The organism is Paraglaciecola sp., from assembly GCF_030730205.1.
Lineage (GTDB): Bacteria > Pseudomonadota > Gammaproteobacteria > Enterobacterales > Alteromonadaceae > Paraglaciecola.
In genome coordinates this window covers 20,369-33,113 of sequence record NZ_JANQVQ010000125.1, presented here as the reverse complement: position 1 = coordinate 33,113, position 12,745 = coordinate 20,369, and the positions used below count along the sequence as shown (strand labels likewise).

The following is a 12,745-nucleotide window of genomic DNA, read 5'->3' as shown; positions in this document are numbered from 1 at the left end:
TATAATCTTGCCAGTGTGATATTTAGCAAAAGTAGCATTGTCCAAGTCCCTTCGTTGTGTCCTCGTTACTGCGAATTGAGCGTATTCTAAATGATGCAAAATACGATCAAGTTGAATATCTTTGTATCGGCAACGAAGTGTTTTTCAACACTTGGTATATGTTAATAATTCAAAAATTGCAACGAACATAAAAGCTAAAAACACAATAAACAGACTTTATTGAGCGCTTTATTTCTGTTGCTAGCGTCACTTGATTTATTGTACTAAGCTGCAAATTCTTTTGGTAATTCTGTGAGTAGAGGTAGTGTAATGAGCGTAAATAAATTAACTGTAGAGGGTAATACCTGTTGTACTGCAAAGAATATTTCTATGCTTAATATCAACAAACTGGCTCAAATGCTGTTGGGCTTATTTCTAAGTCTGTTTTTCTTTTCTGCTTTAGCTGACAACACTGGGGGCGTTTTTGGACCTGTAGTCAACGACGGCCACCGTTCGTTTGAATATCGTATCGGTATCGACCCTGACAATGCTGCGGGCGAAGTTGGTTTTGCCCATAGGATCCACTACCAGCAAGCCATCAACGGTGATTTTCAGTGGCGCATTTTGGCTCAAGCGCGCAAAACTGCTCGATCAGACAACGATTTTGACTTTATTCAAGGTGAGTTAACGTGGGAGTTGCAAGGTACCGACACCTACAAAACCGGTTTGCGTTTTGATTTACGCTACCGTGATGCTGGACGGGCGGATCAGTTTGGGGTGAACTGGATGCATCAGTTTAAATTACAAGATAATTGGAATGCTCGACTTGTTGCGATGACGAGCGTGCAATTTGGCTCAAATGCAGCTGACGGTGTGGGCCTTGCTACAAGGGGCAGTGTATGGAAGAAATCCAATTACGGGGATATCGGGGTCGAGCTCTACAATAGTTACGGTAGAACCTCTGATATCCAAGATTTTAAAGATCAAAATCACGCTATAGGTCCATTCTTTCAAAGAGCAGTAGGTAAAGAGGGTTGGCAAGTGTTTGCTGGGGTTTTATTTGGTATTACAGATAAAGCAGCAGATACGGATCTGCGTTTCAGGATCAGCAAAAAGTTATAAATTTTAACACATATTATTACCCCGCTCGCCTAGGCAAACCTGCATATTACTTTGTTATGCTTAGGCTAGTTGCGGGGATATTTTACCCCTGCGTTTGTCACTTTTTCGTTCAGCGCCCACCAGTAATGCTATTTAACGCCTGTTCCTCTGCTTACTTACCTCATGAAATCCACCTAGAATAAACGGAGCTTATTTATGCCCTCAAAGTGTGCAGATATCAGGCTTGTTGCTCAAAAATATAGGTTTTACTTATATTAACTTATACGATTAAGTTATTCTTTTTGCTATTATCCGCTCCAGATATACAAAAATTGAAATTAAATTGGCCAATTACATGGAATTTTACAAAGCCCGTTTTTATTTTTAATTAATGGGACTAAGTGGCGCGTACTTTGCTGAACCCATTTTAGATTTAGGTGATTTTTCAACAAAGTAAGCTCTGTCACAAACTTGTGATAACACACTCTTCGGATGCCACTTTTTTCTTGCATCCCATTTGCTAGTAAACAGGATAAATTATGCGAGACATAGAATTAACAACCAGCCTAGATGCGTATTACAGGCAGATCAAATCGGTCATTATCGACAAACAGCACCCTATATCAGGGTTGTTGCCAGCCAGTACCGCCATAACTAATCACGGTAATTACCAAGACGCGTGGGTCAGAGATAATGTATACAGTATATTGGCTGTATGGGGTTTAGCCTTAGCCTACCGCCAGCTTGATAATGATGGCGGACGAGGCGTTGAACTCGAGCAGCGCACCGTTAAGCTGATGCGCGGCTTGTTACGTTCAATGATGAGTCAATCAGCAAAAGTAGAGGCCTTTAAAAAAAGTCGTAGCCCGCTCGATTCATTGCATGCTAAATACGACACCGCCACCGGTGAAAATGTGGTGGCAGACGATGAGTGGGGCCATTTACAAATAGATGCGACATCCGTGTTTTTGTTGATGATGACCCAAATGATCACCTCTGGCTTGAATATTATTTGGACTGATGAAGAAGTCTGCTTTGTGCAGAATTTGGTCTATTACATCGAACGGGCGTACCGCACCCCAGATTACGGTATTTGGGAGCGTGGCGCTAAATCTAATAGCGGTAGTGTCGAATTAAATGCCAGTTCATTAGGGATGGCAAAAGCAGCACTTGAGGCTTTATCAGGCTTTAATTTGTTTGGCGCTAAAGGCTCACAAAGCTCAGTACTCCATGTTATTCCTGACAACATTGCTCAGGCAAACATTACGCTAACCGCCATGTTACCCAGAGAGTCAAATACCAAAGAAATTGACGCTGCATTACTCAGTGTTATTGGATTTCCGGCCTTTACCGTTCCTGACTCTGAGCTTGCCAATAAAGTGCGTAACGATATTATTAGCAAGTTAGAAGGCCGTTATGGCTTAAAGCGCTTTTTACGTGACGGCCACCAAACCGAATTGGAAGACGAAGCCCGCCTGCATTATGAAGAACAAGAATTAAAGCAGTTTGAACACATAGAGTCAGAGTGGCCCTTATTTTATGCCTATCTTTATCTTGATGCGATATTCCGTGAAGACCGCACTCAAATTGATCACTACCGAGCGCGTTTAGACGCTGTGTTAGTTGAACAGGATGGTTACCTGCTATTACCAGAACTGTATTATGTCCCACTAGAATCCATAGAGCTTGAAAAGAAAAATCCTGGCTCACAAGACCGATTGCCAAACGAAAACGTCCCCTTGGTATGGGCGCAAAGCCTGTTTTTATTGGGGGCGATGCTAGAAGACGGCTTGTTACGACCTGGCGATTTAGACCCCTTAGGACGTCGTCATGCTCAACCTTTAAAACAACCAGTGGTGCAGCTTATATTTTTGGCTGAAGACCAAGCGTTGCAGGAAGAGTTAGCCACCTTTGGAGTGAGTACGGAAACGCTCAGTGATATTGCCCCTGTTCAAGTCTGTCGACCAGAAGATATTGCCAACGTACACTCTCAAGTGGGGCGTTGTGACAGCCTGGGGTTATCGGGACGGACCTATCGCGTACCTAAGAGTTTAACCACTAGCCGTATTTACATGTTAGAAAAGTCGCGAGTGGTGTGTCTGACCCCTTCTTTTATGCAGCAAGCTTTTTTCCTCAGTTACGATATCGACTTTTTAGTGCGCCGGTTTAAAAGTGAATTACGTTACTTGCAGCGAAATTGGACTGAGTTGGGCCGTCCCACTGTCACGGTGCTATTAACTAAAAACTTGCTTGATGCCGACCGAACGACGTTTTTCGAATTGATGAAACAAGTCGAAGGCGGTGAGGTTGATGGTATAGCGGTCAAACATGGCAAAATGGCACAACTTTCTGCTACCGCAAGCGTAGAGCGAATTGGTAATTTACATGGCTTTAGTTTGCCTGATATGCCCCTAGAGCAGATGTTGGCCACGTCATGTAGGCTCAATGTTAGTGCTAAGCATAGTCCCTTGTCACCCAGTCAAGCACTTGAGATCGATTTGTGCAGTGAGTCGCAGGTTTTAATCGGGCGTTTAGCCCAAGCCAATAACATCTTTGAACAAATTGCTTTGCTCTCAGCCTTGGTTAAGTTACAAAATTTAGATGCTTTGGTTGATATTGACGGCGGAGTGTATTCATTACGTGATTTGATTGAAGAAGTATATTGTCAAGCAGGTCGTTTACGAGTCTGGTCTGTACTGCGTGCTGCTTCTGGTCTGTTAGGGAAATCAGATGGTGATCTAGGTTTAGCCGTGAGTGCCTTGCTGGTAGCACAAAAAATTATTCAGGTAGGACGTTCCTATAGTGACGATTCTCTCATTTCTCGCCCGCTGCAAGATGATGAATTACTTACCAAAATTCAAACCTATTGCCGTGAAGACGCCCGAGACCAAATTTTAACTCAAGAAGTATTGTTGTGTTTGGGATTATTAATTAAAGCTCGTCCTGAGCTATTCAGTGAATTACTGACTATTCGGGTCAGTCATTTAATTATGCTGCTCACCAGTCAAATTGCTCGCGCTGATGATATGGCACCTGATGAAGCCTATGAATGTTTAATGGCCATGCCACCTTCGGTGATTCAAGAGCGTCTAGAGGCGGTGTTAGAAAATTACCAATCATTGGCTGACCTACCGCAAAAAATGGAGCAATTACACGCTAAAGGCAGCTCTGACACCCTACATTGGCAACAAAATTTAGGCCTAGAGCGACTTGTGACACCGGTTGACGGATGGTTAGCATGGCGCCAACACCAAGGTATTATTGACCGCCGTTCGGCTGCATTTAACGAGCAAATATGGTTGATACTGCACCATACAACAGGCTTGGTGATTGGCAATAAAATGGACAAACGCAACCGTATTCACAGCAGTATAGTCTTGAGTGATATGACTCCAGGTGAAGCCGCTTTTGCTTTGTTGACTGAGCACATGCTGAACAATATCCAAGCTGCAGAATATCGTCAATTGACCATTGAAGCGCTTACCGCAGTCGCCAGCTTCTTTGCGCAAAATCCAAGCTTAATTGTGGATGAAGCCATCGTGGTGGATGTGGCAATTGGCCATGCTGTTAACTTAGCCTATTTAAAACAATATCCTGAAAGGGCGTCTAACTATACTGAATATAAGAGCCACGCATGGGAATGTTTCTATGCGCTATCCCCCTTAGAAACCAGTGCGTTTATTGTCTCAGCTTTAAGTAATTTGCTTACTGTGCGTACCGGTGGGCTTGATATGATGGAGCAATCAGATGAGTGTGAACCAATAGCTTAAGCCAGATGGAAAACACTATCTGTAGTGGATGTATTGTGGGAGTTTGCATAAGGCAAACTCCTTGCTCTTTTTTCTAGATTCCGCTAAATAATCCAGTAAACTTAAGCGCTACTTTCTCTGCAGTGTTATGTTTTATGCCTGATTGGTCTATTCTCGCGGTCTTCATTCCTACCTTCTTTTTTGTCTCTATCACTCCGGGCTTATGCATGACCTTAGCCATGACCCTGGGCATGAGTGTTGGCATGCGTCGAACGTTGTGGATGATGCTCGGTGAGGTTGTTGGTGTCGCGTTAGTCGCAATTGCTGCAGTAATGGGGGTCGCTACATTAATGCTAAACTTCCCGCAAATATTTACGCTATTCAAATGGGCTGGTGGGGGCTATTTAGCCTATGTGGGAGTGATGATGTGGCGCGCAAAAGCTCAGCCTATTACCAATGAGTATATGCACAAACCACCGAGCAATCTGGCGTTGGTCTCCCAAGGCTTTATTACAGCCATCGCGAATCCCAAAGGTTGGGCGTTTATGATTTCTTTGCTACCGCCATTTTTGAGCCTTGATAAGCCAATTAGTATTCAGTTAGGCGTATTTGTTGGCATCATTATGTGCAGTGAATTTTTGTGTATGACTGCCTACGCCAGCGGCGGTAAATCATTACGTTTATTTCTCAATCGCGGCGACAATATTCGATGGTTAAACCGAATCGCTGGGGCGCTATTAATTGGAGTGGGTCTTTGGTTAATTGCCGGATGAAGTATTGCAATGGGGTATTATGCGCTCAGCCATAGATTGCTCGTAGGCAAAGCAATGTGTGATCGTTATACTGAGTTTAGTCATATCGGCTATTGCACATAAAGAGAGAAATAAAATGAATAAACTTGTGTTAATTATATTGGCGATATTTTTGCCACCCATCGCGGTTTTTCTAAAAAGTGGTGTGGGTAAAGATTTGTTGATCAACGTTCTGCTTTGTATCTTATTTTACATCCCAGGCATTGTTCATGCCTTGTGGGTATGCACAAAATAAAGTGACGCTTTACTGGCGTTGAAACTCAGCGCCATGATCGTTAGCATGGCGCCCCTAATTATTTAAGGTTGCCAAGCGAGTACCGCCGAATATATCTAGTGTGTGCTAAGGTCATTCAGGAGGTATAAATGCTCTCTGTGTTTATTATTAACAGTTTAATTGTGGCGATAGTGGTGATGGTACATTATGAGTTTTTGTATCGCATTGTTTTGTATATGCCTCGTCTTAATATCAAACACAGTTACACTATTGTGTTTGGCGTATTCGGAGCCATGGTCGCGCACGTCATAGAAATCTGGATCTTTGCCATAGCTTATTACTTGATGAATCTCGCTGAGGGCTGGGGCAAGCTAACAGGCAATTTTAATGGCAGTTTAATGGATTGTGCTTATTTCTCTTTTACCGTGTTCAGTACCGTCGGTTTCGGTGATATTGAGCCCATAGGAAACCTGCGCTATTTAACCGGCATTGAATCGTTAACAGGGCTAGTGTTAATAACGTGGACCGCATCGTTTTTATATTTTGAGATGCAGAAGCATTGGAGCACATTATAAGACTACGCAACAAGCTATGAATTTTTGGTTGAGCTAAGCAGTTCTCGGTAGATTTTTAATTTTGTTATGGCTGGTTTTGCAGCTTTGCGCATACGATTCAATATTTTTAACTTTTCAAAATGATAAAATTTAACGCCTCGAATCAGTTGTGAAAAACCATCAAGCCGTTGGTTGTTTATCCACTCTTTTAGTCCAGGCTCTTTAGACCAGAAAAATTGATTCATCATATTTCGATAAGTCATTTCTATCCAATCGTTGACGTTGTTCGGTAATGGCACCACTTTACTCAATTGATTTTTTTTCTCGTTGTCGTCAAACAATAATTCAAGATGCGCAATAAATGCCGCACTAAAGGTTGGTTGATAAGCTCGCACGGTCTGCAGTTTAATGACATTATCTTGGAAAACAGGTTCGACAGTTAAATTAGTTATCGCACTGGCGGTGCAGTCTATATATAGGCTGTGAGCTATAGGCGATTCTGTGCCCTGAGTACAAATAATCTCGGCCGCACTGAGGGATTCGACTCGCCCTTTACGCACGATATGCTTAATCCGCCTTATCTGGGCTAATTCGGCTTGGGAAATCGTCGCTCCGTGAAACATTTGTGGCAATACCCCCGTATCAAGACGCAAAAATACGCCCGCTTTTTCTAAGCGTAAAAAGAGATCGGTCAGAGATGTCGAGTCCGCAATCGCCTCCATTTGACTCGCTTGTGCGCCAATGGAGTCGCTAAAAAATTCGGCGCTGGGTTGGGTGTTCTTACGGTCTAAAAACCACGCATCTCTGGGCATGAACCAACTAATACTGCTTGGCGCAACTTGGTTTTGCAATAACCATAGACAGGTATCGATTGCTGTTTTCCCGCCACCAAGTACAGTGAAATGGCTAAAACCATGCTGGGCATTATGTAACACGGTAGGTAGGGCGTTAGGCGGTATCACTGTTAGCTCAGGTGCAGCCGCAAACTGCCTCTGATGAGTAGCCGGAATACTGGTTTTATAATACGTACTATCGACTAATTTTCTATGGTATTGCACCGTAAATTCAAAGCCCGTGATAAGGTGCTTAACTCGCCCCTCTCCCACGTACTCACACAGAGGCAGATATATCACTCGGCCACTTGCTAATAAGGTATCTCGCATTACATTATCGTAATAAGCCTGAACCTCGGCACCTGTGGCTAATTCACTCAGGCCTTGATTTAAGCCAACATGGTCAATCCTGCCCTGACTGAGTTCTGTAGAATTCACCCCATAAAACGCAGAAGGTTGGTGTAAGGTCACAAATGAATAGGCGTCAACCCAGTGCCCACCTGGTTTATGTCTATTATCAATAATGATTACCGTGGCGTTTGATTCACTAATTAGCGTATCAACAAATGCCAAACCACTTGCTCCCGCGCCAATAATCACATAGTCGGCTGTATACTTTTCAGACAAAGAAAATTGCATTTCTTGGACTTTTTTTAACGTACTGATTGAGCGACATTAACGTCTACGCGCAGAAAATGATACAGGGCATGAGCAAAATCTTTCTTGAGGATCAAGGGCTACTTATTTGCCACTTAAGGTTAAACTGGACATATTTTGCTACGCAAAAGCATGGTACCCCCATCTATAAAGTGCTTTGACAAACCGGCTAAGATTGAACACACTGAGACACTGTATTATCGCGATACGAAACTCGTCTGATAGAGCAAATGATGACTTACGTTTTGCGCATTGAGCAATTCAAACCTAAGTGGCTGCTTATTTGCAACATGGTGAAATTGCTGTTTGTAAAATGAGGCTATTAATATGAGTTCTAAGCATGCTGAGCCAACTGATAATATCAGCCAAATCCCCCCTCTAAATACTCAAGCCGATAATCGAGCACCTAAAAATGAGACGGTTGCTGAACTTCAACAGCAGATAAAAGCATTAGAGGCGCAATTACACTCTCAAGCTTACCGCGAACAAATCATTTTAAGCAGTAATAAAATTCTGCAAGCCTTATCAAAACGCAACAATATTGAAGATATTTTGCAATTACAATGTGAACAAGCAGAACTGCTACACCCAGATATGCATTCTTCGGTTTTACGCCTCGATAAGCAAACCAATCAGCTTTTTCACGTGGCTTCAGTTTCCTTACCGCAAGCTTATATCGATGCCATTAATGGAGTAGAGATTGGTGACGGTGTCGGTTCATGTGGCTCTGCGGCCTTTAATAATACCCAGGTTATCGTGGAAGATATTGCCACACATGCCAATTGGCAACCGTTTAAGCAATATGCCCTAGATGCCAATTTGCGGGCTTGCTGGTCACAGCCAATTCATAATGCCGAGGGAAAGGTGTTCGGTACGTTTGCGATGTATTACGAAGAACGTAAAACACCCTCAAAACGCGATCTCGAATACATTGAGGTTCAAGCCCACATTGCTGCTATCGTATTTGAACATAAAGAAACAGAACTATTATTGGCTGAACACCAAGAGAGATTATCGGAGCTGGTGGCCGAAAAAACCGCTAAATTAGAAATTTCACTGGCTGAATTAAAAGATACCCAAAGACAGCTCATTGAAGCAGAAAAACTCGCCGCGTTAAACGAATTGGTCGCGGGCGTTGCACACGAAATTAATACCCCACTTGGTATAGCGATTACCTCTATTTCAACCTGTGAAGACAGTTTAAAACAAACACTTGAGGCCTTTGAGCACAGCAGTTTAAAGCGCAGCGATTTACAACGTTATTTCACCACTACCAAAGACTTGCAATCTATCAGCATGACCGCGTTAACAAGGGCGAGTGAAATAGTGCGAGATTTTAAATCTGTTGCCGTGGATCTTGGCAGTAATGAAAACCGCCAAATTAACCTACAGCAATACATCAAAGAAATCATGCATACCATTAGTCCTAATTACAAACGTTCCCCCATTGAGATTAGTTATCAAGTAGAACAAAACGGTGAGTTTGTTACTCATCCAGGCTCAATATTTCAAATTATTAGTAACTTAATCCAAAACAGTATTATTCATGGCTTCGAAGGTCGAGAACAGGGGCACGTCAAATTACACGCTAGTGTGTTATATGCACAAAAGTGTGTGCGTATTAGTGTGGCAGACGACGGCATTGGCATGAGTGAACCTATACTTGAAAAAATATTCACGCCGTTTTTTACCACTAAACGAGGTCAAGGTGGCAGCGGGCTTGGATTAAGCATCGTGCACAATCTGGTGGTAAAAAAGTTGCAAGGGGATATTCAGGTGAAAAGTACCTTAGGTAAGGGCAGTGAGTTTATTATTACCTTGCCTTTAGATTTACCCGCTCGATCCAATTAACTACTGGCTTGTGCGGTGCTCTTCTAAAAATTTACTCAGCACACCAACGGATTGTTGTGGGTCTTCTTCCTGGGGCACATGACCAAGAAGTGGAAAAATATGCACCTGACTATTGTCGATCGCCTGGTGAAAATGTTCGGCGAGGTGCGCAGGAATGAGACGGTCTTTTTGGCCCCATAAAATGAGGGTAGGCACCTTAATTTCTGCCATTCGTTTTACCATCGCGCCTGGACGAGTTTGTTTAAATCGTTCGGCTAAGGCGTCTCTATTGCCCGCTCGGGTGGTCAGTTCAAAGTAACGATCAATCAGTTCTTCACTGACTAAACTTGGATCGCCATATACATTCCTAACACTGCTAGCGACCAGCGAACGGGGTAAAAAGCCGTGCATGATCTGATTGAGAATTGGTGTTTTAGCGATTTTAAAAGCCAAAGGCAACGATTCGGATTCATAGGGATAACCGCTAGGATCAACTAACACTAAGTTTTTAATGCGATTGGGATACAGAACGGCAGTGGCCCACGCAATATATCCACCTAAGGAGTTCCCGGCTAAGGTGGCTTGTTCTATATTGAGGCTATCGAGCACATTCATCACCGTCTGCGCATAAGATTCAATACGATAGTCGTTATCGACAGCGGGTCCGGTTAAGCCAAAACCGGGCAGGTCAAAGCGAATTACTCGATGTTGCTGTTCAACTAAGGCCTGTGTCCAGCCGTCCCAAGTATGTAAGGACGCGCTAGTGCCATGAAGTAATATAATCGGTGCAGGATCATCACGGGGCCCTTCATCTCTCAGATGAACTTGCAAGCCATTGATATCAATAAACTGCGAAGGCGATGGTGCCCAACGGGCGCTAAGCTCGTCGACAGAGCGGTCAGGCTGATTATGCACAACCCGGTAGCCAAAAGCGGCAAGCAACACCACAAGTAACATCACGCCAATTAAACGCAGAATTTTTTTCATCATAGAACAACGACAACATTAATGAAGCGTTAGACTGTAGCTCATTGGCGAACATTCTCGAAATATTTATGCCGATTAGGCAAAATTTGCTTTTAGCTCTAAGCGCGTTTAAAGCCTAAAAAGCCGCACTTTTCTTAGGGTATAACTTAAGCCCTCGTTATAGTGCTCGCCTAAAACTGGGCGTTTCTGACTGACTATTTTTCTGTTTCCGGCACTGACGAGTGTCTTGGGCCAATGGGGACATTGATTTTCGCTCTGCTGTGCTGCTTTAGTTCGACATTCTAGCTTGGCTCGTTGCGTCATTACTGCGTATTCCTTGTTACATTCGACCATGAGTTTTAATTATCGAGTTGTTGCTCGTCCTAGCGGGTATATTTTGCCTCGTTTAGGCTGCCTCCACAACCGGGTTGTTTTATACTCGTCTGGTTTTTACATCACACCATTAACGATGGGTTCAAAAGCCGTTAGGCTATCGAGCAAAGCACTATTACCTAAACCATGGCGTGGAAATAGGGTGGCAAATTGACCTTGCTCGCCATGTAGTGCCATATAATTTAAAATCACGGTTTCGACTAATAGGTTAACATTATTGGCGGCAGGAGAACTGGCTGTTTCAACCGAAGCGTCGCTGCGCATATAACCAATTTGCTGATGTTTGGCTTGTTGGTCGCTGGTATTCCCGATGAGCTGAGGTGTGCCACTGGGATTATAAACAAGGAAAAAAGACGCAGCCGTTGAGGAGTTGTCTCCTGTCCACACCCCTTTGCCTCGACCGTTGGTGGAATCATCAATCATGCCATTGCTGGCCACTGCCCCATCGCTGCAAACATACATCATTAGCGGAACGCCTTTACGTGCGGCGTATTCTAAACAGGCACCCATACAACGACCTGCACGCAAATCGCGTGTTTCGCCGGTTGCTCTATCACCAGTATGGTAGTCAAAACCACCCATGGTAATCGTGCCTGCGCCGGCATAACCGTTAATCACCAGTTTTATCATTGAGGCCGTTTTTCGATATTCTCCCTCATTGGCAAATTCTTCCTCGCTAAAAATACCTTGGTCACCCACCAAATCGGCATCCAGTGTTGGATTTAAGGTAGAGGGATCACCAAATCTATCAGTAATATCGGCACTTTTCACATAACCACAGTTGACCAGATCTTTGAGCACATCGTCAGTGGTAATTTGGCTATTGACCTTGCCCAGTTTCATGGCACTGATGCGTTGAATAGACTCCATGACCGCCACGGAGTCTTGCTGACTTAAGAGTCCAACTAAATCGCCAGTATCCACTAAACCTGTAACATCTGAAGGACGATCAATTTTGGTGGGGCGTTTACTTGAGTCAATCATCATGGCAGGCGCCATGGAGTTGCCACCGGAGTCACTATTACGTGAACCAATCAAGCTTAGTAAACTGCCGTCAGCGCCCACCTTGTTTATGCCATACATGGGATTGTGCGGATTGTTGCCTGTGTCGTTTTCAGAGCGAGCGGGAATAACCGCGCCATTGACATTGGCCCGATTAGTGACCGAAAACTTGTCTTGTATACCCCGTAAAAAAGCACTGTCGGCATGAAAGGCTAAGCCCAATTCAGTATTGATAAAATCACTTAGTCCGGTGGTCGGGTTAGCAATCGCAGGCACCATGTCGCCCGGTATGCCCAATTTGCTATAACCCGCGGTACTTAAAAAATCGAGTTGCCCGCCGCGGCCACCTACTAATACATTCGAGCCTGCAATATTGGCACCTCCGGCCAAATCAAACACAATAAAAGGAATTTTACCTGCGCCTTGTGAAGCAATGCCACAACTGCTTTTTAAGGCTTCTAAATCCGGAGACAAGGCCGCATAAGCCTTACTTGGATTGGCAAAAAGACTCAACACAGAACCGCTGCAAAACGTGCCTAAACCCGCCATAAATCCTTGTGCAATAAAATCACGACGAGAGATGGGTTTACTATGACAAGCATGGCGAAGCGGTTCGTTAAGGCCAAAATGCTTTTTCGTTTTGTTCATCACTTAT

Annotated in this window: 9 protein-coding genes; 6 read left to right on the top strand and 3 right to left on the bottom strand. The window is 43.8% G+C overall.

What is annotated here, in order from left to right; all coding sequences use genetic code 11:
• Positions 1–309 precede the first annotated feature (309 nt).
• The 5 genes from NWQ57_RS08925 (at position 310) to NWQ57_RS08905 (ending at position 6,430) form a co-directional block, all read left to right on the top strand.
• Positions 310–1,101, top strand: coding sequence for a hypothetical protein (locus NWQ57_RS08925; protein ID WP_306021799.1), 792 nt, complete (start codon positions 310–312; stop codon positions 1,099–1,101).
• A 518-nt stretch (positions 1,102–1,619) separates the two neighbouring features.
• Positions 1,620–4,850 carry a glycoside hydrolase family 15 protein gene (locus NWQ57_RS08920; protein ID WP_306021798.1) on the top strand — a complete coding sequence of 1,077 codons (3,231 nt, stop codon included), beginning with the start codon at positions 1,620–1,622 and terminating at the stop codon, positions 4,848–4,850.
• Positions 4,851–4,984: 134 nt separating this feature from the next.
• The gene (locus NWQ57_RS08915) at positions 4,985–5,602 is read left to right on the top strand and encodes a LysE family translocator (RefSeq protein ID WP_306021797.1); all 618 of its coding nucleotides are present in this window, start codon (positions 4,985–4,987) and stop codon (positions 5,600–5,602) included.
• A 115-nt stretch (positions 5,603–5,717) separates the two neighbouring features.
• Positions 5,718–5,876 (top strand): YqaE/Pmp3 family membrane protein, encoded by a 159-nt coding sequence (locus NWQ57_RS08910; RefSeq protein WP_306021796.1) that lies wholly within the window; start codon positions 5,718–5,720, stop codon positions 5,874–5,876.
• A gap of 128 nt (positions 5,877–6,004) precedes the next feature.
• A complete protein-coding gene (locus tag NWQ57_RS08905; protein ID WP_306021795.1) occupies positions 6,005–6,430 on the top strand; it encodes a potassium channel family protein in 426 nt (141 codons plus the stop codon).
• 14 nt (positions 6,431–6,444) lie between these two features.
• On the opposite strand, the gene NWQ57_RS08900 is transcribed toward NWQ57_RS08905, so the two are convergent.
• On the bottom strand, positions 6,445–7,881 hold the full coding sequence (locus tag NWQ57_RS08900; RefSeq protein ID WP_306021794.1) for an FAD/NAD(P)-binding protein: 1,437 nt from the start codon (positions 7,879–7,881) through the stop codon (positions 6,445–6,447).
• A 345-nt stretch (positions 7,882–8,226) separates the two neighbouring features.
• On the opposite strand from NWQ57_RS08900, the gene NWQ57_RS08895 reads away from it, so the two are divergent.
• Positions 8,227–9,750: a GAF domain-containing sensor histidine kinase gene (locus tag NWQ57_RS08895; protein WP_306021793.1), complete on the top strand. Its 1,524-nt coding sequence runs from the start codon at positions 8,227–8,229 to the stop codon at positions 9,748–9,750.
• Here NWQ57_RS08895 and NWQ57_RS08890 read toward each other — a convergent pair whose 3' ends face one another.
• Together NWQ57_RS08890 and NWQ57_RS08885 are read right to left on the bottom strand one after the other, a co-directional pair.
• Positions 9,751–10,719: an alpha/beta fold hydrolase gene (locus tag NWQ57_RS08890; protein WP_306021792.1), complete on the bottom strand. Its 969-nt coding sequence runs from the start codon at positions 10,717–10,719 to the stop codon at positions 9,751–9,753.
• 426 nt (positions 10,720–11,145) lie between these two features.
• Positions 11,146–12,738, bottom strand: a complete 1,593-nt coding sequence (locus NWQ57_RS08885; protein WP_306021791.1) for a hypothetical protein — start codon at positions 12,736–12,738, stop codon at positions 11,146–11,148.
• Positions 12,739–12,745 lie beyond the last annotated feature (7 nt).